The 22,671-nt window shown below is 67.7% G+C and carries 21 protein-coding genes and 1 pseudogene; 6 read left to right on the top strand and 16 right to left on the bottom strand.

Annotation, left to right across the window (positions count from 1 at the left end; translation table 11 throughout):
• Nucleotide 1: 1 nt before the first annotated feature.
• The 10 genes from ACGF7Y_RS05650 to ACGF7Y_RS05605 all read right to left on the bottom strand — a co-directional run bounded on the left by ACGF7Y_RS05650 (nucleotide 2) and on the right by ACGF7Y_RS05605 (nucleotide 9,338).
• On the bottom strand, nucleotides 2–1,180 hold the full coding sequence (locus tag ACGF7Y_RS05650; RefSeq protein WP_393229592.1) for an MCE family protein: 1,179 nt from the start codon (nucleotides 1,178–1,180) through the stop codon (nucleotides 2–4).
• On the bottom strand, nucleotides 1,177–2,295 hold the full coding sequence (locus ACGF7Y_RS05645; protein ID WP_393229590.1) for an MCE family protein: 1,119 nt from the start codon (nucleotides 2,293–2,295) through the stop codon (nucleotides 1,177–1,179). Before ACGF7Y_RS05645 ends, ACGF7Y_RS05650 begins: the two co-directional genes overlap by 4 nt.
• Nucleotides 2,292–3,392 (bottom strand): MCE family protein, encoded by a 1,101-nt coding sequence (locus ACGF7Y_RS05640; protein ID WP_393229587.1) that lies wholly within the window; start codon nucleotides 3,390–3,392, stop codon nucleotides 2,292–2,294. Before ACGF7Y_RS05640 ends, ACGF7Y_RS05645 begins: the two co-directional genes overlap by 4 nt.
• Nucleotides 3,392–4,405 (bottom strand): MCE family protein, encoded by a 1,014-nt coding sequence (locus tag ACGF7Y_RS05635; RefSeq protein ID WP_393229585.1) that lies wholly within the window; start codon nucleotides 4,403–4,405, stop codon nucleotides 3,392–3,394. The genes ACGF7Y_RS05640 and ACGF7Y_RS05635 overlap by 1 nt, the downstream gene beginning before the upstream one ends.
• Complete coding sequence (locus ACGF7Y_RS05630; RefSeq protein ID WP_393229583.1) at nucleotides 4,402–5,424, bottom strand: MlaD family protein; 1,023 nt, start codon at nucleotides 5,422–5,424, stop codon at nucleotides 4,402–4,404. The genes ACGF7Y_RS05635 and ACGF7Y_RS05630 overlap by 4 nt, the downstream gene beginning before the upstream one ends.
• On the bottom strand, nucleotides 5,421–6,872 hold the full coding sequence (locus ACGF7Y_RS05625) for an MlaD family protein (RefSeq protein WP_393229580.1): 1,452 nt from the start codon (nucleotides 6,870–6,872) through the stop codon (nucleotides 5,421–5,423). Before ACGF7Y_RS05625 ends, ACGF7Y_RS05630 begins: the two co-directional genes overlap by 4 nt.
• 8 nt (nucleotides 6,873–6,880) lie before the next feature.
• On the bottom strand, nucleotides 6,881–7,744 hold the full coding sequence (locus ACGF7Y_RS05620; RefSeq protein WP_040867264.1) for an ABC transporter permease: 864 nt from the start codon (nucleotides 7,742–7,744) through the stop codon (nucleotides 6,881–6,883).
• Nucleotides 7,745–7,746: 2 nt separating this feature from the next.
• Nucleotides 7,747–8,580, bottom strand: a complete 834-nt coding sequence (locus tag ACGF7Y_RS05615; RefSeq protein ID WP_040867357.1) for an ABC transporter permease — start codon at nucleotides 8,578–8,580, stop codon at nucleotides 7,747–7,749.
• 345 nt (nucleotides 8,581–8,925) lie between these two features.
• Nucleotides 8,926–9,114 (bottom strand): hypothetical protein, encoded by a 189-nt coding sequence (locus ACGF7Y_RS05610; RefSeq protein WP_357123996.1) that lies wholly within the window; start codon nucleotides 9,112–9,114, stop codon nucleotides 8,926–8,928.
• Nucleotides 9,114–9,338, bottom strand: a complete 225-nt coding sequence (locus ACGF7Y_RS05605; protein WP_040867268.1) for a hypothetical protein — start codon at nucleotides 9,336–9,338, stop codon at nucleotides 9,114–9,116. The genes ACGF7Y_RS05610 and ACGF7Y_RS05605 overlap by 1 nt, the downstream gene beginning before the upstream one ends.
• A 289-nt stretch (nucleotides 9,339–9,627) precedes the next feature.
• Between ACGF7Y_RS05605 and ACGF7Y_RS05600 the strand changes: the two genes are divergently transcribed.
• Both ACGF7Y_RS05600 and ACGF7Y_RS05595 read left to right on the top strand, forming a co-directional pair.
• Nucleotides 9,628–9,954 (top strand): serine hydrolase, encoded by a 327-nt coding sequence (locus ACGF7Y_RS05600; protein ID WP_393229577.1) that lies wholly within the window; start codon nucleotides 9,628–9,630, stop codon nucleotides 9,952–9,954.
• Nucleotides 9,955–10,148: 194 nt separating this feature from the next.
• Nucleotides 10,149–11,327 carry a DUF3089 domain-containing protein gene (locus ACGF7Y_RS05595; protein WP_393229575.1) on the top strand — a complete coding sequence of 393 codons (1,179 nt, stop codon included), beginning with the start codon at nucleotides 10,149–10,151 and terminating at the stop codon, nucleotides 11,325–11,327.
• Nucleotides 11,328–11,497: 170 nt separating this feature from the next.
• On the opposite strand, the gene ACGF7Y_RS05590 is transcribed toward ACGF7Y_RS05595, so the two are convergent.
• Together ACGF7Y_RS05590 and ACGF7Y_RS05585 are read right to left on the bottom strand one after the other, a co-directional pair.
• Entirely contained in the window at nucleotides 11,498–11,896 is a 399-nt protein-coding gene (locus ACGF7Y_RS05590; protein WP_393230974.1) for a RidA family protein, read from the bottom strand.
• 21 nt (nucleotides 11,897–11,917) lie between these two features.
• Nucleotides 11,918–12,466: pseudogene (locus ACGF7Y_RS05585) on the bottom strand (DinB family protein); the annotation flags it as partial.
• A 62-nt stretch (nucleotides 12,467–12,528) separates the two neighbouring features.
• On the opposite strand from ACGF7Y_RS05585, the gene ACGF7Y_RS05580 reads away from it, so the two are divergent.
• Nucleotides 12,529–13,530 carry a helix-turn-helix transcriptional regulator gene (locus ACGF7Y_RS05580; RefSeq protein WP_393229572.1) on the top strand — a complete coding sequence of 334 codons (1,002 nt, stop codon included), beginning with the start codon at nucleotides 12,529–12,531 and terminating at the stop codon, nucleotides 13,528–13,530.
• Nucleotides 13,531–13,615: 85 nt separating this feature from the next.
• Here the strand turns inward: ACGF7Y_RS05580 and ACGF7Y_RS05575 are convergent, their stop codons facing one another.
• Nucleotides 13,616–14,350 (bottom strand): carboxymuconolactone decarboxylase family protein, encoded by a 735-nt coding sequence (locus ACGF7Y_RS05575; protein WP_393229570.1) that lies wholly within the window; start codon nucleotides 14,348–14,350, stop codon nucleotides 13,616–13,618.
• Nucleotides 14,351–14,441: 91 nt separating this feature from the next.
• On the opposite strand from ACGF7Y_RS05575, the gene ACGF7Y_RS05570 reads away from it, so the two are divergent.
• Nucleotides 14,442–15,068 carry a TetR/AcrR family transcriptional regulator gene (locus ACGF7Y_RS05570; RefSeq protein WP_393229567.1) on the top strand — a complete coding sequence of 209 codons (627 nt, stop codon included), beginning with the start codon at nucleotides 14,442–14,444 and terminating at the stop codon, nucleotides 15,066–15,068.
• A gap of 27 nt (nucleotides 15,069–15,095) precedes the next feature.
• Here the strand turns inward: ACGF7Y_RS05570 and ACGF7Y_RS05565 are convergent, their stop codons facing one another.
• Both ACGF7Y_RS05565 and ACGF7Y_RS05560 read right to left on the bottom strand, forming a co-directional pair.
• Entirely contained in the window at nucleotides 15,096–15,770 is a 675-nt protein-coding gene (locus ACGF7Y_RS05565) for a PAS and ANTAR domain-containing protein (protein ID WP_393229564.1), read from the bottom strand.
• Nucleotides 15,771–15,844: 74 nt separating this feature from the next.
• On the bottom strand, nucleotides 15,845–16,963 hold the full coding sequence (locus tag ACGF7Y_RS05560; protein WP_393229561.1) for a LuxR C-terminal-related transcriptional regulator: 1,119 nt from the start codon (nucleotides 16,961–16,963) through the stop codon (nucleotides 15,845–15,847).
• 204 nt (nucleotides 16,964–17,167) lie between these two features.
• Between ACGF7Y_RS05560 and ACGF7Y_RS05555 the strand changes: the two genes are divergently transcribed.
• Nucleotides 17,168–18,829, top strand: a complete 1,662-nt coding sequence (locus ACGF7Y_RS05555) for an FAD/NAD(P)-binding protein (protein WP_393229558.1) — start codon at nucleotides 17,168–17,170, stop codon at nucleotides 18,827–18,829.
• 228 nt (nucleotides 18,830–19,057) lie between these two features.
• Here the strand turns inward: ACGF7Y_RS05555 and ACGF7Y_RS05550 are convergent, their stop codons facing one another.
• Nucleotides 19,058–21,667, bottom strand: coding sequence for a LuxR C-terminal-related transcriptional regulator (locus ACGF7Y_RS05550; RefSeq protein WP_393229555.1), 2,610 nt, complete (start codon nucleotides 21,665–21,667; stop codon nucleotides 19,058–19,060).
• Nucleotides 21,668–22,110: 443 nt separating this feature from the next.
• On the opposite strand from ACGF7Y_RS05550, the gene ACGF7Y_RS05545 reads away from it, so the two are divergent.
• Nucleotides 22,111–22,584, top strand: coding sequence for a hypothetical protein (locus tag ACGF7Y_RS05545; protein ID WP_393229553.1), 474 nt, complete (start codon nucleotides 22,111–22,113; stop codon nucleotides 22,582–22,584).
• Nucleotides 22,585–22,671: the final 87 nt, after the last annotated feature.

Below are 22,671 nucleotides of genomic sequence, written 5' to 3'. Positions count from 1 at the left end.
CCTAGTTGCCGGGGACGGGGCGGGACAGCTCGTCGCCGGTGACGCCGGGCGGTCGGGTCGACCCGTTGTCCGGGATGTCGGGACGTGGCGCATTCGCCGAACCGCGTACCTGCAGGGCGGGATCGCTGGTGACGCAGTAGTTGTAGAGCCGGATCCGGGTGTCGGTCATCTTGTCCGTGGGCACGACGGGGATGGTGTCGTACTCGCAGGTGGGGCGCGGCCAGATGTCGACCAGCGTGTAGAAGGCGTTGTCGTGGGCGGGTATGCCCAGCGCCTCCGAGCCGACCCGCAACGCCGGGAACAGGGCCGAGATGGCCGGTGCGCGCAGCTTGGCGGCCTTGGTGATCGCGACGAAGTTCGTGACCAGGTCGGTGAGGGGGTCCTGGGTGCGGGAGACGAAACCGCCGAGGGTACGGAGCTGGACCGGCCCTTCGTCCAGGAGGTGACGCACTTCCTGGTCGGCCGCGGTCAGCTGCTCGAACAGCACACCACCCGTGCGAGTGAGTGTCGCGAGGTCCGGCTGCGCATGCGAGGTCGTCTCCGCGATCACCTCGAGGTTCTCGATCAACTGCCGTGTCTGCGGAAGCAGCTCGGTCAACCCGGCCATGGCACGGCTGATGCCCGACACCATGTTCCGCAACTGGTCGGGACCGCCGGCCAAGGCCTTGTCGAGTTCATCGACGATGATGTTCAGCCGGTCCGGGTTCATGCCGCCGATGAGGCCGCTGAGGTTGGTGAGCACCGACTGCACCGTCACCGGGACGGTGGTCTGGGAGCGTTCCACCAACGCCCCGTCGGTGAGATAGGGACCGGTATCGGAGTCCGGGCGGAAGTCCAGGTACTGCTCGCCCGCCGCCGACAACCGGCCGACGGCGACCGTGCCGCCCACCGGAATCTTCGCTGAAGAGTCGATCTCGGCGACGGCCGCGACGCCGCTACCCGCGACTTTCACCTCGCGGACCTTTCCCACCCTGGTGCCGCGGAAGGTGACATCGTTGCCTGCCGACAATCCGCCCGAGGACTGGAGTTCCACCGTCACCGAATAGTTGCTCGGCAGCGGATTGATCCGCAGGACTTCCGCGCCGAGATAGACCGCGCCGAGAACAAGCACCACGACCAATCCCAGGTTGGCGAGCGCGACGCGGTGCCGTACGAGCCACTGCCACAGAGGAGGATTCATCGTTCTCCCCCTTGCCGCGGCTGTTGCGGAGGACTGGTGACCCGCCCGATCACCTTCTCGATGACCTGCGCCAAGCTGCCGATGAACGCGGGCACGTCGCCGATCTCGGGCAACCTGCTTCCGCTGGGATCGGTCAAGGCGCCGACACTGAGATAGGACACCGTCGCGGCGACAGCCAACGCGGGGCCGTCCAGGCTCGCCATCAACGACGGGTACAGGGTGTGCAGGCCGTCCAAGGTTCCACCCAAGTCGTCACCCATCTGGGTGAAGCCCGACATCAATCGCTGGATGCTGTCGAAGAGGCTGACCGCTTGCGGCCCGGTGGTCTCGGTGAAATCGCCGAGCGCGGTCATCGTCGTCGACACTTTGTCGAGCAGGTCGACGATGGACTGGTTGTTCTCGGCGAACAGCGCCAACAACGCCGGAAACGTGTCGGCGGCGGCGCCCAGTTCGGCTTTCCGACCGGCCAACTCCCCGGTCAGCACGTTGAGGCCGGTCAGGGTGTTGTCGATGTCCCCGGTTCGCTGGTTCAGCGCGGCGATGACGGCGGTCATCTCGCTGATCAGGTGCGCCAGCTGCGTGGCGCGACCGGCGAACATCGAATCCATCTCGGAGGTGATCTTCGCGGCCTGATTGATGCCGCCGCCGTTGATGAGCATCGAGACCGACATCATCAGCTGCTCGACGGACGCGGCAGCCGAGGTGTGCTCCGTGCCGATGACGTCACCGGCGCGCAGATTCGCGCCATCCGCCGCCGCGGGCAAGGTCATCGCGACGAAGATGTCGCCGAGCGGCGTCGCCTGACGCAGTTCGGCGGTGGTGCCCCGTGGGAGCTCGATATCCTCCCTGATCAGCATTTCCACCTCCGCGATGAAGTTGGTCGTGCTGATCGCGGTGACGACTCCGATGTCGGTCCCGCCGATCTTCACGTGCGCGTGATCGGGCAGGTTGAGCGCGTCACGGAATGCCGCGCGAATCGTGTAGCCCGGGGCGCCGATACCGGGTTTGGGCATCGGCAGACTGGACACCGTCACGGTGCAGCCGGTCACCGTGCTCACCGCCGCGACCAGCGCTGCCGCCATCGCGGTGCGTCGAAGCCCATGCGTACCGATCATTTCGTGATCCCCAGAAGTGCCGCGGTGAGGCCGAAGTCGGGCCCGAAGTCCTGGATCTTCCCGGTACGGCAGCCGTCGAGGCGCATCTGGATCCGCTCGCAGAACTGCGACACGACTTCGTTGTCGAGCAGGACCTTGTCGGTCAGCGCGTGCAGGCGCAGCGCTTGGTGCTCCCGGCTGACGGAGTTGGACAGGTTCTCGAACAGCAGTGGTCCGATGTCGACGATCTCGGTGAGTCCGCGGGCGTTGGCGCGCATCTGCTCGGTGATCGTCGTGAATCGCTCCAGCGCACCGGCGAGCTGATCGGAGTTCTCGCCCACCAGGCTGCCGGTGTTGGTGACGAACTGGTCCAGCTGTTGCAGTACCGCCTGCAGGCCGGGCGCCTGGTCACCCATCAGCTGCACCAGCTCGGTGATCCGGCCGCTGAAATCGCGCACGGTCTGGTCGTTCTGGGCGATGATCTGGGTGATCTCGTTGAGTTTGATGATGGTGTTCGAAATCTGGTCCTTGTTGGCGAAGGTCACCTCGAAGGCCGAGGACAGCGCGTCCAATGTCTCGCGCAGTCGGTCGCCGCTGCCGTCCAGGAGCGGGAACAGGACCCGGCTTGCCATGGGTCCGTTCTCGTTGTCACCCCTCAGGGCCGCGCCGAGCTGGTCGAAGTTCTGCAGGATGCGGTCGAGTTCGACCGGTGTCCGCGTCCTGGCCAGCGGGATGTGCGCGCCGTCGGCCAGGATCGGTCCGTCGCCGCCGTAGGCGGGCGCGAGCTCGACATGGCGGTTGGTGATCAGCTGCGGCGACACCAGGGCGGCGATGGCATCGGCCGGGATCTTCGTTCCCTTCTCCAAGCTCATGGTGACCTGGACGTAGCTGCCCTTGGCCGCCACGGTGTCGACCCGGCCGACCGGAACGCCCAGCACCGCGACCTCGTTGCCCGCGTAGAGCCCGGCGACATTCTCGAAGTCGGCGCTGATGCGCACGTGCTCGCCGAGGTACTGCCTGGGCAGCGAGGTCAGGCTGTCCGGTACCAGCGCGCAACTCGCGGTGACCAGCGCGGCCACGATCAGCCCACCGATCTGGGCGAATCGTCGTGTTCTCATCAGTTGCACCCCTGTACGGCTCGAGCGAAACACAGCCAGTTGTCCGGGAAGAACCATGGCGCCCACACGTCGCCGTACGGGCCGTTGCCGACGGCGTTGTTGAACTGCCGCAGGGCGATGGGCATGTTCTCGTAGAGGCGGTCCAGGTTGTCGCGGTTCTTCTCCAGGCCCTCCGACATGGTGTTCAGATCGTGGATCAGTGGCGCGAGCTGTCCGTTGTTCTCCAGACCCATCTGCTGCAGCAATCTCGACAGGGCCGCGACATTGTCGAGCAATTGCCTCAGTAGATCCTGCCGTTGCCGCACGGCATTGCCGATCGCTTCTCCGCGGGTCAGCAACAGCAGCACGCTGTTCTGGTTGTCGGAGACGAGCTGGGACACCTGGTCCATGCTCTTCAGCAGGGAATCCACCTCGTCCCGGCGATCGGTGACGACCTTGGCGAGCGCACCGATACTGTCGAGCGCCTGGACTGCCAGCTGCGGGGAATCCCCCATCTGCTGGTCGACCAGATCCAGCGCCTGACGGAGCTTCTGCGGATCGATGCGCTCGATGCGCTCGAACGAGTTCTTGTATTTCGGATCCTGGATGACCTTGCTCAGGTTGTAGGGCACCGAGGTGTTCTCGATCCGAATGCGGTTGCCGGGAAGTCCTTTTCCATCGCCCGGCACCAGGTCCACGTGCAACCGGCCGAGGATCGTCGACATCTTGATGGCCGCGCGCGCGTCCGGCCCCAAGCGAAGATCGCGGCGGATCTTCAGATCCACCAGGACCTTGGTGCCCTCGAGGCGAACGGAGTGCACCTGGCCGACCTCTATTCCGGATACGTCGACGGTCGCGCCGGGACGGAGACCGGCAGCCTGGGCGAATTCGGCGTGGATGGTCTTGTCTCCCAGCCGGGCCTGAGTCAAGACACTCGATCCGACCAGCAGCGCCGCCACCGTGGCCGCCGCGATCAGGCCGAGCCGCAGATATCGATTCCGCAGGAATCCCGGCACTGGAATGCTTTTGATCATCGGCACACCTCCGAATGCGAGTTGCCGCCCACCTGGGAGAACAGTCCGGGAGGCAACAGCACACCCCACAGGGACACGTCGAGGCTGCACAGGTAGGCGTTTCCGTAGGCGCCGTTGCTGGTGAAGCGGGCGACGCCGTTGAGGACGGCGGGCAGTTCGACCGCGGCGCGGTCCAGCGAGGCGCCGTTGAGCAGCAGCAGCGCGACACCCGTTGTGGCGTCGTTCTGCGCCTTCGCCAGGCCGGGCTTGACCTGCATGATGAGCCCGGTCAGTGCGTCGGTCGTGTCGGCTACCCGGTCGACCGAGTGCTTCAGACTCTCTCCTTGCGAGTAGAGGGCCTCCACCAGCGCCCTGGCCTGCGTGAGCAGGGTCTCGAGCTCGCCGCTGCGATGGGCGAGACCGCCGATCACCGAGCTCAGATTGCCCAGGACCTCCCCCAGGATCTTGTCGCGCTGTCCGAAGGTGCCCGCGAGCTGGGATGCTTGCACGATCAGGTTGCCGAGCGACATCTGATTGCCCTGGAGGGCCTGGATCAACGTTTCGGACAGGGAGTTGACCTGGTCCGGTTGCAGCACGCTGAACAGCGGTTCGAATCCGGACAGGAGCGCGGACACGTCGAACGACGGCTCGGTTCGCTCCAAGGGAATCCGTGTCCCCGGCGCCATCACGGTGCCCGCTTCCCTGCCCGGCGCCAGGGCGATATAGCGCTGCCCGATCAGGTTCTGGTAGCGCACCAGCGCCTTGGTCGTGGTGGTGAGATGCTGGCGTTCATCGATCCGGAAATCGACCTGGGCGCGGTAGCCGTCGGTGAAATCGATCTTGTCCACGCGGCCGACCCGCACGCCTGCCACGCGTACGTCGTCGCCGACGCGCAGCCCCAGCACATCGGAGAAGATCGCCGAGTAGCGATGGGTGTCGCCGTCGACCGACCGCTGCAACGTGGACCAGATGGTGAAGGTGAGCGCGACGGCGACCACCGCGAACACACTGAATCCCGCGAGGGCCTTGGCTGATTTCATTTACCCGGCCCTTCGTCGTCGGCGGCTACGGTGACCGATCCGCCGGCCAGCACCGGACTCAGCAGCAGGTACTGCGCCACGGTCGGCCGTGCTCCGACGATCGCCGCCACGGCATCGGATCCGCGCAGCGCGATCGGCTTCGCGGTGGTGCCGGGATCCTGCGTGCCGGGCTCCGTCGGTGCGACGGCACTCGGCGTCGGCGAGAGACCCGGAATGGACGGCAGACCCGGAATGAAGGGAAGACCGGGAATCGCGGGCAGGCTCGGAAGCACCAGCCCCATGGCACCCAGTGGTGCGGGCGCAGCCGGTACCGGTGCGGGCCCTGCCGCATCGAGCCACTTCGGTATCAATTGCGGCGGGTAGTTCTGCTCCGGCGCCACCTCCGGGACGGAGGCTCCACCGCAGCGGGGACCGTACTGGTCGCCGTAGTGCGGGCAGTCCTTCGCCGTGTACTGCTGGAAGGGCGTGAACGAGACATCCATCTTCCACACCATCTGTCTGGCCGGGCCGAAGTGGAACGTGGTGGCCAGCCGTTGCAGTGCCACGTTGAGGTTCGCGGCGGTGTAGGGAATGGCTTCCGGATCCTTGGCCAAACCACCGAACAGATCGTCCAGTCCGGAGACGAGGAACTTGCCCGCGTCGGGATTACGCGCGAACAGCGCGTTGACCGTTTCGACCGTCGCGTTTCCGGTGGCCAGCAGGTCGATGAGTTTCGCTCGCCGTTCGGCCAGCGTCCGCGCGGTGGTCACCGACTCCGACAGCACGCCGACCAGTTCGGGAGCCGACTGGCTCAACGCGATCGACGCTCGCCCGAGATCTCCGAACAGCGCGTCGACGCCTGGAGTCGCCCTGATCTCGGTCAGCCAGTTGTCCAGGCGCTCTATCGTCGAGCCGGGCACCCGCGCCGAGGGATCCAGCGCCGCCGAGAGGGTGGCCAGCACGCGGCCCAGCTTCTCGGGCTGGATGTTGTCGAGCACGTTGCGCAGCACGTTCAACGTGGTCTGCAACGCCACCGTCTCGCTGCCGGTGTCCTCCGGAATCGTCGCGCCGGCGCGCAGCGTCTTCGGTTCCGGCCCGTTGTCGACGAGTTCGATCGCCGTGACGCCGAACAGATTGTTCGGAATCACCCGGGCGGTCACATTCACCGGGATGGTCTCGGCCACACCGGGCTTCAGATCCACGCTCGCCTGCTGCCGGGCGCCACGGGCCACCACGTCCACCGCGGCCACCCGGCCCACGACCATGCCGCGGAACTTGACGTCCGCTCGGCCCGGCAAGCCGTCGCCGGTACTGGTGAGCACGATGGTCACCGGCACCTTGTCCTCGAAGTAGCCGGTGTAGCGCAGCGCCAGCAGGTACAGCAGAACCGCGACCGTGGTCAGCACCGCCAGCCCGGCGAGGGTCAACTGCTTTGCGCTCGGTCCGCGGCCACTGGGGTCCAGAATCATTGTCCGCCTTACCCCGAGATCCGGAATCCGGGATCGATACCCCAGATGGTCAATGTCAGGAAGAGATTGGCGAACACCATCACGACGATCACCATTTTGATGGCACGTCCGGCCGCGACCCCGACACCTTCCGGGCCACCGGTGGCGACATAGCCGTAGTAGCACTGGATGAACGTCGACAGCATCACGAACACCACCACTTTGAGCAGTGAGAAGAAGACGTCCGTGCCGATCAGGAACTGGAAGAAGTAGTGATCGTAGGTACCGGCCGCCGTTCCGCCCAGGAACAGCACCGTGATCTTGGTGGCCAGATAGGCGGTCGCGAGGCCGATGCTGTAGAGCGGGATGATGGTCAGGGTGGAGGCGATCATGCGCGTGCTGATCAGGTAGGGAAGAGGGCGGATGGCGATGGACTCCAGCGCATCGATTTCCTCGGAGATCCGCATGGAGCCGAGTTGGGCGGTGAATCTGCATCCCGCTTGAATCGCGAAGGCCAAGGTCGCCAGAATGGGCGCGAGTTCCCTGGTGGTGGCGAAGCCGGAGATCGCGCCGGTGAGCGGCGACATCGTGAGGAGGTTCAGCGCCGTGAACGACTCCATGCCGACGATGATCCCGCCGAACGCGCACAAGATGACGACGACGCCGATCGTGCCGCCGCCCACGATGAGCGAGCCGTTGCCCCAGCCGATATCGGCCGTCAGCCGCGTCACCTCACGGCGGTAGTGCCGCAGGACGAACGGGATGGCGGCGAGCGCCTGGAAGAATGTGATGGCCTGGTGCCCCAGGCGCTGATTGGCGTGCACCGGCGCCAGCGCGGCTCGTCCGACGGTGCGCAGCGGTTTCAGCGCCGGGGGTGTGTAGCTGCTCGCCACCCTCACACCACCTTCGCCGGAAACAACGTGTTGTACAGCTGGGTGAGAATGATGTTGGTGGCGAACAGCATCAGCGCGGAACTGACCACCGCCGAGTTCACCGCGTTGGCGACACCGCCTGGGCCGCCGTGCGCGTGCAAACCGATGTCACAGGCGATCACCGCGGTCAGCACCCCGAAGATCGCGGCCTTCACCAGGGCGATGATCAGGTCGTCGGCCACCGCGAAGGAGGCGAACGAGCTGATGAACGAACCCGGCGTGCCGGATTGGGCGTACACATTGAACATGTAGGCGGTCGCGAAGCCGACGAAGACGACGAACCCGCAGAGCAAGACGCTCACCAGTACCGCCGCGGCGAGCCGGGGCGCGACCAGGCGGCGTACCGGGTCGACCCCCATCACCATCATCGCGTCGATCTCTTCCCGGATGGTGCGCGATCCCAGATCGGCACAGATAGCCGAGCCGACCGCACCGGCGACCATCAATGCCGACACCAATGGCGCGCCTTGGCGGATGATGCCCAATCCCGCGACCGCGCCGATGAATGTCGTGGCGCCCACTTGATTCACCAGAGCGCCGACCTGGATGGAGACCACGACGGCGATCGGAATGGCCACGAACACCGTCGGCGCCGCCGACACCCCGGCCATGAACGCGCACTGCTTGATGAATTCCTGGTAGGGAAATCGTCCTCGGACCAGCGAAACGAACAGTTGGACAATCGCTTCGCGGCCCAGAGTGACTTGACGGCCCAGCGTTTCCAGCGAGCGTTGAGGGTGGCGTCGCCACAATCCCGAAGCGCCGGCAACCAACTTCTCGATTTCGCCCGGTTCCAGTGGCGGTTGCTTGTCGGCAGGCGATCGCAGCGAGGCAGTCACTGGTGGCCGTTCCTTTCGATTTCTCGTCCGCCGCACCAGCGGCCGCCCCTTCGATGGCGCGGAGCGTGTGAAGTGTTGCACACCGCACAGACGTCATACAAGGGATAAGTGATTGACTATTTCTTACACGACCGACTACCGCATCAGGTCTCCGCCGGGCCGGCGTTCAGCCGAATCACATCGGCTTGAACTGCGCATATGCCTTATTCGTAGGCAGGTGCCCACTCCATAGCGCGCCTCCACGAGACAGTAAGTAATCGGACATTCCTCGCCGCATGCAGGATGGACCAGGCGGGTGACGCGCTACGCGAGGCCCTCCAACCACCGCTGCAGTAGCACCACCAGTGCGACGAGCACCGCACAGCCGGCCAGGAAGAGGCTGAGCACAGCCACCCACATCCCGGCGCGAAGGACCGGATTCACCTTCATCCGCCCACCGAGGATCTTCACCACGATCACGAGAACGTCGATGAGCCACACCACAGCCATCATCAGGTCATGCACACATTCGAGAAGGTGAGCACCGGCCAGCACACGATGGATCCCAGGAACGACATCACCAGGTCGATGCCGTGCATATCGCGAAGATGGCCGGTATGGGTGAGCGTCCAGATCACCCCCGCCACCCCGTAGGGAACGCCGATGATGATGAGGGTGCCGAGGAACTCGGAGACCTTCATCTCGTAACCGAGTATCCGGTCGAGTCTCTTGAGCATGCGTCGATGCATCCTTTCGCTTCGATCCGCAGCTATGTTAGTCACAATTCTCATTGGAACGGAAGGGCTACCGGCAATCAGGCGCTGAAGTGCCGAATTCGAGCAGGAAATAGGACCTTGGCGTCGGTCGATCGCGGCCATCATGTTGATGGCGATTCTCCCTAGCACCCGCGCGAGCCAGGCCTCGCGACAGGCGGCCGAAGGGCCTCACCACAGGTGCGGCGTCATCGGTTCCGATGGTTCGAGCCGGACTTCACCTCCCGGCCTTGACCTTGCCCCGGGGTCAAGGTTGGACGGTGGTCGGCATGAACAGCAACGCACTGCGCACCGTCGAAACCCGGATCCGCGAACAGGCCGCGGACTCCGCGCGTCGAACCATGTACCCGGATTCGCCGTCGGCGTCTACCACGCGGGCGAGCAGATCGTCGTCGCCCACGGCACCGCGAACATCGCCACCGGCGCACCGATGCTCGAAGACACGGGCTTCCTCTTCGGCTCGGTGACCAAGGTCATGACCACCACGCTGGTCCTCCAGCAGCTCGAGCGCGGACTTCTCGACCTCGGCACGCCGGTGGTGTGGTATCTACCCGAATTCGCCGCCTCGCCCAGCTCATGAAAGACGAGCCCGGGGGCCGAGGCGGCGCATTCGCCCCTCGAGACCGCTGAGGCGGCGGTACCCGTGCCGAGCGATCGGAGGTCCCGCCGCGTGCGATCGCCGCTAGGCTGACGCCGACGAGAGCGCCGAAACACCGGTCGCGGTGTCGCGGACCGGCGCTCGTGGTCGGGCGCGGAAGCAGTGAGGTGTGCGGGATGCGGGACAGTCGGTGGCAGCGGGCGGTCGCGGCCGTCGTGTGCGGAGTCGGACTGGCGGCGGGGTCATCGGTGAGCGCGGCGGCGGACACCGTCGATGACGCCGGTGTCGTGTGGTTGTGCAGGCCGGATCGGGTGGATGATCCCTGCGCGGGGAGTACGGCGACGACCGTGCGCCAGGCGGGCCGACCCGATGTGCGCGAGGACCCGGCGCTTGCCGAGGATCCGGGGGTGGACTGCTTCTATGTGTACCCGACGGTGTCATCGGAGCCGACGCCCAACTCCGATACCGTCGTGACGCCGGAGGTACGGGCAGTCGCCGAGCAGCAGGCGGCCCGATTCTCCCAGGTCTGTGAGGTATTCGCGCCGGTGTACCGGCAGCGGACCCTGACCGCGTTGGCGACGGAGCGGACCTACACCCCTGAGCAGCGCGCGCAGATGTCGCGGATCGCCTACGAAGACGTCCTGCGGGCATGGCGGCAGTTCCTCGCGGAGCGCGAGAGCGGACGGCCGGTCGTGCTGATCGGGCATTCGCAGGGCGCGCGCATGCTGCGCCAACTGATCCGCGAGGAGATCGAACCGCAGCAGGCGGTACGAGACCGGATCCTGTCGGCGATCCTGCTGGGTGGCAACGTGGTGGTGCCCGAGCACGGTGACGTGGGCGGCGACTTCCGGTATTTGCCGCTGTGCCGCAGCGAGGAGCAGACGCGATGCGTGCTCGCCTGGCAGACCTTCGGCGCGACCCCGCCGCCGGACAGCCGATTCGGCCGCAACCCGATGACCCCGGAGCCGCTGCCACGACCGTACGGCCCCGGCTACGAGATCGCCTGCACCAATCCGGCCTCGTTGAGCCGCAACGAATCTCGCACCGCGGCGACCGTGCTCCGCAGCAATCCGGTGCCCAGCCCGCTCGGCGTCGAAGTGGCGCTTCGCCACGGGCCGTCCGCCGTCGTCGCGCCGACGCCGTGGCTGGTCCCCGCCGAGAAGTACCGGCTCCAGTGCGTGCGCGGCGACGACGCGACGGCGCTGATGGCGACTCCCGACCCGGGCAGCCCCGAGCTGTATCCCGTCCCGGACGCGACCTGGGGCCTGCACCTCACCGACGTGGAGATCGCCCTCGGCGATCTGGTTCGCATCGTGGCGTCCCAGAGCAGCGCCCATCGCGCCGGGCATCGCTGAACATACGAGCTGCGACCGCCGGCGAACCTCGGAAGAGCGCGAAAAGCCGTTGCGGGTCGGCGGGGAAGCCGCTCTGGTGCACACCGTCCGGAGCGACGCCGGTCGCCCACCGGCCCTGGTCGGACCGGGCGCCGTCGGACAGGTGCCACGGGCTCGTCGACTCGCAGGTCCTATTCGGGGATTGTCGCTATCGCGTCGATTTCGACGAGTGCGCCGGGGCGGGCGTGTCCCGCGGTGGAGACGACCGTGATGGCGGTGCGGTGATCGCCCCACACCGATCGCGACGCCGCGTATCCCACCTGGGCATCGACTCCGTCGACCAGGTAGATGGTGAGTTTGACGACGTGCTCGGGACCGGTGTTCGCGGCGGCGAGCACGGTCAGTACGTTGCGCATCGCCTGGACGGTTTGCGCTTCGATGCCGTCGAGCAGTTCTCCGGTGCTGTCGGTGCCGAGCTGGCCGCCGACATACAGCGTCCGGGCGGCGGGTGCGATCACGCCCTGCGTGAAGGCCGGGTTCCGGTGCAGTTCCTCGGGGTCGAGATGCGTCGTGGTCACGGGACTCCTCATGGTGGCCGGGCCGGTGTGCGTGTAGAGGTCGCGCAGCAGGCAGACCTCGGACAGGTGGTGGATCAGCTCGCGGTGGATGTGCAGCACCAGGTCTGCCATGGGCAACTCGGGAAAGGGCTCCTTCGCGCCGATCGGCACCCGGAGTGCGGCCTGTCCGAGACCGCTCACCCCGGCCAGCCAGGTGTCGATCTGGGCCTCGAGCTGGTCGAGCGCGGTCGCCGCGTCGCCGGCGTACTCCCATGTCTCGTACGACGCCGCCGGCGCGCCGAAGTGGGCCGCGTTGCGCGCGGCGAGCACGCCGACGATGACGTGACCGAGTCGCCAGGCGATGGTGGTGAACGGTGCGGGAACCGGCTCGGGAAGGGCGAAGTCGATCGTGAAATCGCCCGCACCGGCCTGCACGGGCGCCGTCGAAGTGCCGCGCGGCCGCACGCTCCAGGCGTCCGGCACCGGCGACCAGAAATACTCGTCGTCGGTGAGGCCGTCGAGCCGGGGCCGGAGCTGCCGGGTCCAGTGGAACTCCCACTGTTCGCGCAACGTCTTGTTCCAGTCGAGTTCGTCTGCGTCCATGCCGCCACCCTGACATGCCCAGCGGACAGAATCGGTCCGCTATTTCTGGCAGGCTGAGCGACATGGAGGCGGCGAGCGGTGACGAGCGGGGCACGACCGAGCGGGTGCTGACGCTGCTCGGGTTGCTCCAGCAACGCGAGGTCTGGACCGGGCCCGAACTCGCCGACCGGCTCGGCGTCACAGCGCGCACGATCCGGCGCGATGTCGAGCGCTTGCGCACGCTCGGCTACCTGGTGCATGCCGACCAAGGTGTCGGCGGCGGTTACCGGCTCGGCCGGGGGCAGGACCTCCCGCCGCTGCTTCTCGACGACGAGGAAGCGATCGTCACGGCGGTGTCGCTGCTGGTCGGCGCGGGTGGCGCGGTCGCGGGCGCCGGTGCCGCCGCACTCCGAGCGCTGGCCAAGCTCGACCGGGTCCTGCCCACCCGGTTGCGGCACGAGGTGCGCGCGCTCTCCGGTGCGGTGGAGTCCTTCGGCGGAGGCCGCGCCCCGGTCGACCCCGGCGTGCTCATGACCCTGGCCAGAGCCTGTCGCGACGAGGTGGAGGCGGGCTTCGACTACCCCGCCGGGAGCGAGGTGCGACGGCGGCGGGTGGAGCCCTACCGCCTGGTCGCCTCCGACCGCCGCTGGTACCTGCTGGCCTTCGACCTCGATCGCGACGACTGGCGCAGCTTCCGCGTGGACCGGATGAGCGATGTGTCCGCGCGGACGTGGCGTTTCCGCCCCCGCACTGCGCCCGAGGCGGCGGCGTACGTGCAGGAAGGGGTGGCGAGCCGGGTCTACCCGCATCGCGCCCGCTTCCTGGTGCACGCCTGCGCCGACACGGTGCGCGCGCAGATCCCCGCGTCGGCGGCGGTGGTGCGACCACGCGGCAGCGAGCTCTGTGAAGTGCTCAGCGGCGCCGATGGCAGCCTCGACATCGTGCTCGTGCACATGCTGTTGCTGGGGCACGACTTCGAGATCCTCGACCCTCCCGAACTCGGGCGGCGCAGTCGCGCGCTGGCGCAGCGGCTGCTCTCGGCCGGGGCGGCGATCGCACCGCCGCCGGAGGTCGAGGAGTCGTGAACCGGCTCGCGGGATCGCGGCGCCGCGCGCGCTCCGGTCGAACGAGCGACCTGAGCGGGATTCCGAGCGCCACGTCCCGGCCCCGTCACGGCAGTCGGGCGACCCCGCCGCCGTTAGCTGCCGACGCCCGGTGGGCGAGGTGCGCGTTGAGCGCCTTCCACGCGCGCCAGGCCTTGGTCACGCCGAACTGGGCGTTGAAACGGAGGACCGCGCGCACGTCCTCGGCGGAGGCCCCGCCACCCAGCGCCCGGTCGACGTGCGCCTGGAACGTCTCCTCCAGGGTCTGATAGTGCACGTCGACGCTCATCGTCGCGAAGGCCCGTTCCCTGATGGTCAAAGTGCCCGGCCCGGAACCGGACCGCATCCGCGACTGGAGTTCGAAGTGTTCGGTGAAGTGCGGATCGAGTTCGCGCAGCTGAGCCCGGATCGGTTCCGGCAGCGGGCTGGGCGCGGCGTCCGGTCCGATGTCGAGCAAGGCGCCCCGCAACGGTTCAGCGGTGGGGCCGGGCAGCCCCGCCGCCGCCTCGATCTCGGCGAGCCGCTCCAGGGCCATCAGCGCGGCCGCGTACCCGCTGTCATAGGCGACCAGCCGCAACAAGGCCCGGATGTCGCCGGTGGACACGCCGCGGTCCAGCCCGGCACGGATGTGCATCTCGAACGGCAGCCCGAGGCCGGCCTGGCAGACATCGGCCACCACGCAGAGGAACACCTTCTCCCGGTCGGTGAGTTGCGGGACCGCCCAGCAGTGCGCCGTGGTCGCCCTGGCCATCTGGGAGAACACCGGGTCGAGATCGGCATCGGGACGAATGGTCGTGGTCATGTCACTCCTTGAGAAACACCCGTAGCGCTACAGGTGTGCAGTTAGACAGGACGACCGTAGCACTACAGGTGTTCAGTTACAATCGCCGATCATGGACCCGACCGCCGCTCCGGCGACCCGCCGTAAGCCCAACGCCCGTGGCCAGGGGGAACGGCTACGGGCGGAGATCATCGCGGCCGCGCTGCGGATGCTCGAGGAGTTGGCGGACGACGAGGCGCTGTCCCTGCGGGCGGTGGCACGGGCGGTCTCGATCGCCGCCACATCGGTGTACCTGCACTTCCCGGACCGGGACACCCTGGTGCTCGCGGCCATGCGGCGCTGTCACGAGGAACTGGTCGAGGCGGGCGACGCGGCCGAGGCGGCGGCCGAGGACCCGGCAGCCGGGCTGCGTGGCCGCATCCTGGCCCAGGTGGCGTGGGCCGAGGAACACCCCGGCCTCTACAAGGTGCTGCACGAGAGCAAGGTCCACCGGCGCCTCGGCATGCCCTTCAAGGAGGTGCTGGTCGCCCGCACGAACTCGGCCGTGCAGCGCTGCATGGCCGAGGGCCTCGCCCCGCCGGACGATCCGGCGACGGTCACCCTCGACCTTCGCACGGCCGTGAACGGGATGCTGTCGCAACGCATCAACGAGCCCGACCTGCCCTGGCCGCCGGCGGCCGAACAGGTCGACCGCTTCCTCGTCAAACTGGTCGGGCTGCAGCCGAGCCACCGCGGGTGAATCGCGCCGGAGTTCATCCGGACGGATTCAGTCGGGTCGTTCGTGGACGGTCAGCAGCAGATGATCGAACCGGGTGCGCTGCTGAACCGGCCCGCCGCCCTGCGCGACGACCGCGGCGACGAGTTTGGCCGCCAGATCGCGCAGTTTGGTGTTGGTCTCCTGGGAGCGCCACTGCAACACCCCGAACGCCTGCTCGGCGTTGATGCCGTAGATGAACATCAGGACGCCTTTGGCCTGCTCGATGACCTCCCGTGCGGCCACGACCTCCGGCAGCGTCTCCTTCAGCACTTCCTGCCGGTTCTCGTCCAGCCGGCCGGTCAGATCCACGTAATAGCCGGTGGTTCCCACGGTCGCGCCGGTCGAGTCGTGCAATCGATCCCCCACCACCAGCACGTGATGCACCCGGCCGGCCACATCGATGATGCGGTGCCTGCTGCAGAACGGCTCACCGGTCCGCACCGCCGTGGCCAGCGTCTCCGCGACCGTGGCGCGGTCGTCCGGGTGCTTGTGCGCCAGCAGCAGTTCCGTAGTCGGCTCCACCGTCCCCGGCGCGTACCCGTGCAACCTCGCGACCTGATCCGACCACTCCCAACGGTGGTCGGCGAACCAGAATCGGAAGCTTCCGATGGTCTCCAGCTCCTGCCGCTCGCCGTCGGCGGTCTCCGCCTGGCTTCCGCTGCCAGGATGCGCCGTCTTCGTCACCACTCGATCATTCCCTCCCTGGGGCACCAGGGAGGGAAATCTCGCGCGCCGGCCGGGACGAAGCTCAGGCACGTCTACCTCGCCCCAGCGTCCAGCACGCGAACGGTGTCGCGGGCGGCGAGGGGTTCATAGTGGTCGGTGAAGAGTTTGGCGACGAGTTCGCCGCGGCTGGCGACGCCCACCTTCTCGAAGACGGCCTTCACGTGGTCGCGGACGGTGTGCGCGGAAAGGAAGAGCTGGGCGGCGATATCGCTGGTGGCCAGGCCACGGGCGATGAGTTCGGTGACCTCCAGTTCGCGTGGGGTCAACTCGTAGGCGGCGACCACCAGGGACATGACCTCGGAGGGTTTGGCCGGTGCGATCACCATCGCGGTCATCCCGGGACGCCCGTCGGCGTCGTGCAGGCAGGAGGCGTGGCAGACCAGCCAGCGGCCGGTGCTGGAGCGGATGCGGATGCGGGAGTTCTCACCGGTCGATCGGGCCCGGCCCGCGGTGCTGAGGATCCAGACCGGCAGCGGTAGCGCGATGCCGGTGGCGGTCGGCGTCATCGGCCCGGGCGGCATCTGGGCGAGCAGGTGACGAGCCTCGTCATTCAGTGACACCAGCCCGCCGGTCTGGTCGAACAGCAGCATGCCGGGCGCGTCGGCGAGGGGCGCGGCCGACAGCTCCGACGACCGCGCGAAGCTGCGCAGCCGCCGGGCCATCGGTGTCGACAGCGCGTTGACCACCTCGATATCGGCGGCCCGGAACGGCTTGCGGCCGCGCTCCCGGAACAGGCTCAGTTGCCCCCACGGCTGCCCGTCGACTCGCAACACGGCACGCAGTTCGTCCTCGAAACCGCGCGGGCACATGAAGCTTCGATACAGCGGGCTGAGAGTGGGCCGGTCACCGGTCACCTCCCGCAACCCCGCCACCGGTACCGAGGCCACCGCCAGATCGCGGAAGAGGTTCACATGCTCGGCGAAAAGCTCTGATTCCCAATAGGTTCCGCAGCCGCCCTCGTGCAGGTTCTCCACCCGCACCGGCGCGGTGGTCAGCCCGTTGATCGGATCGGTGGCGACCCATACAGCGGCATCGAACGGTGTGATCCGACGCAACCGGTCGGAGGTCTCGGCGAACAGCGCGTGCGCGTCGGGCGCTTGCGCGATGCCGGTGCGCAGCGCGTCGACGGCGCGCCGAGTCGGCGTGGTCATCTTCGTCATCCTGCTGTCCCGCCCGTTCACCCGCCATCCCGCATATGAGGGATAAGCCGCAGGCTCGAGGCGAAATTCCCTCGATCGTGGGATGCCGGTACGGGCCGGGGCCGCCGAGGCTGGTCAGCGCACGGCAAGGCGGCAGGGAAGGCCACGAGGCCGCAGCCGTGCGCACTACGCACCTCGACGAAAGAAGGCACAACCATGCGTATCGGCATCATCGGCGCGGGCGCCGCGGCGGTCGCGTTGCTCGACGCGCTCGCCGCCGCCGACCGGGCGCCCGGCAGCATCACCGTGTTCGACGGCTCCCCCGCCGTATGGCGCGGCCGCCCGTACCAGCCGGACCTGGAGGCGGTACGGGTGAACGCCCCGCCCGCCCTGATGTCGGTACGCGCCGACGACCGCGCCCACTACGAGCGCTGGCTGCGCGACCGCGGCAACGGAGCAGGGCGCCTCGAGGAGCGTCCCGGCGCGCCCCTCGTCGGGGAGGAGCCGCCCCGCGAACACCCGGTACGGACCGAGCGCACCGGCCCCTCGCGGGTCGACCCGAACGAGGACACCGCGCGACACGTCGGCGACGGCCTGGTCGGGGCATCCTCTGCGCGCGTCGTCGAGCGGAGGTGGCGCGGTGACGATCTGGAGCAGTACCTCGATGAAGGTCTCGGCGTTCCCCTCGTCCCGCGTGGTGTCTACGGCGCGTATCTGGAGCAGACCGCGCATGCCGCGATCTCGCGATTGCGCGCCCGCGGCGGGCGAGTGAGCGTGGTGAACGCCCGGGTTACCGGCTTCACCCGCGAGAGCGACGCTGTGCTGCACACCGACGACGGCGGCAGCCATCCGGTGGACCGCGCCGTCCTGTGTGTCGGAAGCGGCCGTCCCCGCGACCATTACGGATTGGCCGGCGCACCCGGATATGTGAATGAGCCCTACCCTCTGGCGACCACAACGGCCGATGTGGCGTCCAGCGCGCACGTCGCGATCGTCGGCAGCGGACTGACCGCGGTCGACATCGCCGCGGCACTGACGGCCCACGGCCATACCGGGCCGATCAGCTTCCTTTCCCGCAGCGGCGTGCTGCCGTACGTCCAGCAGCGGCCGTTGCCCCTGGCGCCGCAGCACCTCACGCCACCCCGCGCGCTGGAACTGGCCGGGCGGGGCACGGTCCCCGTCACCCGGCTGGTCGAACTCATGCGCGCCGAACTGGCGGATCTGGGGCAGGATTTCGAATCCTTCGCCACCGAGATCCTGGAAACCGAGACCGAGGAACCGGCCACCCGCCTGCGCCGCCAATTGGACGCGGTCGATTCACCGCACCAGGGCCGCCGCCTGCTGACCATGGCGATCCGGACCATGGGTCCGATCCTCTGGCCAGTGCTCGCCGAGCACGACCGGACGATGCTGCGCGAGAGGTATTTCCGGACCATCAGCAGTCTCAGCTCCCCGATGGTGCCGCACAACGCGCGAATCATCCTGCGCCTGCTGGATTCCGGGCAGTTACGGCTGCGACCCGGTGTCACGAAGCTGGCGGCCCGGCCCGGCGGTGGTTTCACGGTGTTCGACGGCACCGACTGGCCCGCCGACATGGTCTTCAACGCCGTCAACCCACCCGCCTACACCACACCGCAGGAGACCGAACCGCTCCTCGGCGCACTGATCGCCACCGGCGCAGCGGAACTCGCGCCGACCGGCGGTCTGCGCATCGAGTCCGGCACCCGCCGTCTCCTCGTCGGCGACCACCCCGACCCCACCTGGCACGCCCTCGGCAACCTGGCCGCGGACTCGATGTTCATCGCCACCAATCCCCCCGGCCTCGCCGCCGAAGCCTCGATCCTCGCAGGCCACCTCGCGATTGCCCCGGTCAGGTGATCCAACGCGCCGAAAAGCGTTCAGCCATCGCACAACCCCCTGTGACAGACCAGCTGCGCGGCAAGGGGCGGCCACACCGGGGGTCGCGGACTCGCGCGCAAGAGCCGCCACCCTGCCGGACCTCGCGGCGATTTCGACCATTTGCGATTCGGTCTGGCCTCGGTTGCTACTTCGAGGACGGACCCAGGGGCGCGACCCCGCGGCCGCGCGACGCCGGTGCTGTCGACGTCAGCCCTTGCCTCGCCGCGGCCTGCGGGCGGCTTCGATGCCGACGATGCTGATGACGCTGCGGGGAACCTTCTCGATGATGTCCTCGCGAGTGGTGAGCACCAGTTTCTGGAGTATCGAGGCGACTTGCGCGTCGACGGTGCGAACCGAACTTCCGCGCCGGGCGGCGATCGCGGGGTTCGTCCACCCCGCAGCGGCCAACGTCGCCACTTGCTGCTCGGTGGCGGTCAGTTGCAGCCAATCTCCGGTCGGCTCCGCTTCGCGGATTTTCTCCCGAGGCGCTGCTTCGATGACGAGCGTGCCCAGCGCCAGCCGCTGAACGTCGCCGTCTTCGGGCCGCAGCCGCGCCCCCCGGGCTTTTGCCTCGATGAACCTGTCCGGTCCGAGTATCCGGCGCGCTACTTCGACGGCCTTCGCGGATTCGTCGGCATAGGGGCCCAGCTTGCCGATGTCGACGCCCAACTTGGTGCGGAGCGCTTCGACTCCCCCGGCCAAGTGCGCGATCTCGATGGCAGGCGCGACGAGCCGATCACGATCGGAGACCTCGAGAGTGGTGAGCGCGTCGGCGATGACGCGCGCCAACGACCAGGTCCGGCACTCCACAACCCACATAGCGCCCCACAGATCACCGGAAGCGAACTTGTAGGCCAGCGAGGATCGTTCCAGACGCATTGCTTCGCCGGGATCACCGTGCTTTGTCAGAGCGATCGCTCGGGCGTGTTCGGCCCAGGATTCGGCGCGGGGCGCAGCGGAAGCACGCGCCGACTCGAGGAACCGTTCCGTGAGTTCCAGGGCCTGTTGGCCGGTGCCCAACAGACCCGCGGCCATCGCCGCGTACAGTTCGCTCAGTGCCGCACTGCCGGCATTGCCCGCAGCATCGAACGCGGCTCGGGCGCGGGTGAATACGGTGATGGCCCGGGCATCGCGACGCACGAACAGCAGCTCCATCGCCCAGGTGAATTCGACGGCGGCGGGCAAGCCGATGTCCCGCTCGGGCATCTGCCGCCAGTTCTGTCGCTCGGTCTCGTCCGCGAGGCAGGCGGCGACGCAGTCGTCCAGAACGCGCGCGGCGTATTCGTGATCACCCTGCGTGAGGGCCAGCCATGCGATAGCGGCCATTGCTTCGATCTGGCGTTCGGTGGGCTTCGTGGTCGGCGCACGGGCGGCGTCGAGGCACCGTTGGGTCCATTGGCGCATCTCTCGCAGTGAGCCTCGAATGAAGGGCATCCGCAGGCTGATCAGGCCGAGGCAGATCTCCAGACCGATGTCGGCCCGGCCGTCGGCCAGGCTGTTCTCGATCGCGGTCAGGGTATCGGCCCACGCCGACCGTGCCCAGCTCACGTGGCCGTGCTGTCCGTCGGAATGAAACCAATGCGCGGCCGCATAGGCGATCTTGTCTCGGTAGTAACGAAGATGGCGCTGCGCCAGCCGGGCGGGTTCGTCGATCTCGGCGGACGAGCGTTCCCGCAATCGCTGCTGCGCATAGACCCGCAGAGTCTCCACCAGGGAATACCGCACGGTTGTCGGGGTGATGTGCGCGGTCACGAGCGAGTGATCGACCAGAGACTCGAGCAACTCCTCGATCTCCTCGACCGCCGATCGCGCGTCCGAACCGGGTGATGCCGGTTCGCCGGGGCCGCTGGGGTCGCCGTCACCGCATACAACCTCGATGGCTTCCAGGTCCACGCCCACCTCTACCGAGGCACCGCTGCCGTCTTCGTCGGCGTCGGTGTCATAGCCCGCCGCGAACACCGACATCCGATCGAAGAGCACACGTTCCTCCTCGGTGCACAACTCATACGACCAGGTGATGACATCGCTGACCCCGCGGTGCCGCGCGTCGGCCCCGAACCGCGGACCGTGCGACCAGCGCAACCGCGCGTCATCGGCTCGACCGGTGAGCCCGCGCAAGAGCACCACGAGCGGTTGATGACGCAGTCGCGCGGCCGCCAACTGGATGTAGAGAGGATGATTGTCCACGCGGCGGCAGATCTCGGCCGCCGTGGTCATCTGCTCCCTTCCGGTGATCGGGTGACCGGTGAGTTCGGCCTGCTGACGGAACAGAGCCACCGCATGCCGTGGGGCCAGCGGCTGCACCGCGATCAGATGTTCGTCGACCCAGCCGATCGGTTCACGGCTGGTCGTCACGACGGTCAGCTCGGGCAAGGCATCGAGCAATCGCGATATCACGACGGCGGCGCTGACGAGTACGTGCTCGCAATTGTCGAGCACCAGCAAGATTCGTCGCTGCCGCCCGGCCGTGGACACTCGAGTGAACGTATCGATGAGCAGTTCCCATGCCGATCTTCCGGAAAAGTCGGTCTCGACCACCGACCGCGCGATCTCCTCCTCGACCGCGGCGGTGTCACTGTCTCTCGCCAACCGCGCCAGCCGCACCCAATAGACCGGCGCGCTCTTGGCTCTGCTGAATCCGCGCACAGCCTCCACGGCCAAACGGGTCTTACCGATACCTCCGGGCCCGGTCAACGTGACCAGCCGAGCCTGCTCCAGCAGGAGGAGACTGATCTTCTCCAACTCACCTGCGCGACCGACGAAGTTCGCGGCGGTTGCGGGCAAGCCACCGACGCGATCCCGCCTCCTGATCGTCACACGATGTCATCGTAGTCTTCGCGCATTTTCGGCGCCGATGGAAGTGGAGGCGGGCAAACTTCCCGTGATCCGGGCCGCGGGTCCGGACGAATGCGACGACAAAGCCGACGTCCTGCCACGATGCCGCCTGTCCGACATCAGCGATCAGCCACGCTGCGAACTACCCTTCTCGCGAGCGCTTCGGCGAGGAACCAGCAGAAGACAGCGACCGGTGTCGCCCTCGGCGGTAGCGAAGGTGCCCAGCGCCCGGCTACCGGGCCCGGGAACTGGTGGTGCCGGAATACGTAGGTAATCGCAGGCTCGCCACCGGCATCGATCGAGGCCTACCGATGCGCGACATCGCCCTATGCCAGCAGGCTGGAGAGTCGAGGAGGTGAGCGATGCATTCGAACGGATGTGCATCTACGATCGATCGGTCCGACGCCGGGTGGCCGGCGACATCGATGGTGCCCTTGTTGCGGCCCGAGCACTTGTTCCGAGCGATTTCCGGCCACGTCACCAGCCGGATGTCCCTGGTGACATGGGCACGAGAACTCGGCGACCTGCATGCCGAGCTCATACCATTCCACCGCGTCGGAACCCCGAGGCGAAACGGCTTCGACGGCGAGCAGATCCGCGCGGAAGTCGACCGGGTCGTCGCCGCGGTCGACGACTGGGCCATCCGCAACGTGCCGTGCCCGAACGGCGCTCGGATGCATACTCACTCACTCGGCGAAGTGATGAGTCACATGGCCGAAGTGTATGCCGAGGCATGGTGGACGGTTCTGCATACGAAGGACGTCGAGACGCGGCACAGGGTGTGGTTTCACCTGGGCGAGGTGCGCGAAGGGTATGCGGAATTGGTGGACGAAGTATGCCACCGGCGGCTGCGATTTCCGTCGACGGCGGGTTTGGTGCGGCGACGTCGAGTCGGTTGAGGTCTGCGGCGAACGCGGCAGGCCATTACCGACCGAGCCGCCAGGCGCTCCGCGTACCGATGACGTCGCTCCACGGACGAACGAATG

The sequence above is a fragment of the Nocardia sp. NPDC047654 genome (assembly GCF_043205035.1).
Lineage (GTDB): Bacteria > Actinomycetota > Actinomycetes > Mycobacteriales > Mycobacteriaceae > Nocardia.
The sequence above is the reverse complement of the archived record's forward strand: the minus strand, read 5'-3'. Positions and strand labels throughout refer to the sequence as shown.

Coding starts and splice junctions, on each gene's coding strand:
- ACGF7Y_RS05560 (WP_393229561.1), bottom strand. CDS start 16,963: ATGACCACGCCGACTCGGCGCGCCGTCGACGCGCTGCGCACCGGCATC.
- ACGF7Y_RS05580 (WP_393229572.1), top strand. CDS start 12,529: ATGGAGGCGGCGAGCGGTGACGAGCGGGGCACGACCGAGCGGGTGCTG.
- ACGF7Y_RS05545 (WP_393229553.1), top strand. CDS start 22,111: ATGGTGCCCTTGTTGCGGCCCGAGCACTTGTTCCGAGCGATTTCCGGC.
- ACGF7Y_RS05605 (WP_040867268.1), bottom strand. CDS start 9,338: ATGCTCAAGAGACTCGACCGGATACTCGGTTACGAGATGAAGGTCTCC.
- ACGF7Y_RS05555 (WP_393229558.1), top strand. CDS start 17,168: ATGCGTATCGGCATCATCGGCGCGGGCGCCGCGGCGGTCGCGTTGCTC.
- ACGF7Y_RS05610 (WP_357123996.1), bottom strand. CDS start 9,114: ATGATGGCTGTGGTGTGGCTCATCGACGTTCTCGTGATCGTGGTGAAG.
- ACGF7Y_RS05645 (WP_393229590.1), bottom strand. CDS start 2,295: ATGATCGGTACGCATGGGCTTCGACGCACCGCGATGGCGGCAGCGCTG.
- ACGF7Y_RS05630 (WP_393229583.1), bottom strand. CDS start 5,424: ATGAAATCAGCCAAGGCCCTCGCGGGATTCAGTGTGTTCGCGGTGGTC.
- ACGF7Y_RS05625 (WP_393229580.1), bottom strand. CDS start 6,872: ATGATTCTGGACCCCAGTGGCCGCGGACCGAGCGCAAAGCAGTTGACC.
- ACGF7Y_RS05635 (WP_393229585.1), bottom strand. CDS start 4,405: ATGATCAAAAGCATTCCAGTGCCGGGATTCCTGCGGAATCGATATCTG.
- ACGF7Y_RS05650 (WP_393229592.1), bottom strand. CDS start 1,180: ATGAATCCTCCTCTGTGGCAGTGGCTCGTACGGCACCGCGTCGCGCTC.
- ACGF7Y_RS05640 (WP_393229587.1), bottom strand. CDS start 3,392: ATGAGAACACGACGATTCGCCCAGATCGGTGGGCTGATCGTGGCCGCG.
- ACGF7Y_RS05595 (WP_393229575.1), top strand. CDS start 10,149: ATGCGGGACAGTCGGTGGCAGCGGGCGGTCGCGGCCGTCGTGTGCGGA.
- ACGF7Y_RS05570 (WP_393229567.1), top strand. CDS start 14,442: ATGGACCCGACCGCCGCTCCGGCGACCCGCCGTAAGCCCAACGCCCGT.
- ACGF7Y_RS05575 (WP_393229570.1), bottom strand. CDS start 14,350: ATGACCACGACCATTCGTCCCGATGCCGATCTCGACCCGGTGTTCTCC.
- ACGF7Y_RS05590 (WP_393230974.1), bottom strand. CDS start 11,896: ATGAGGAGTCCCGTGACCACGACGCATCTCGACCCCGAGGAACTGCAC.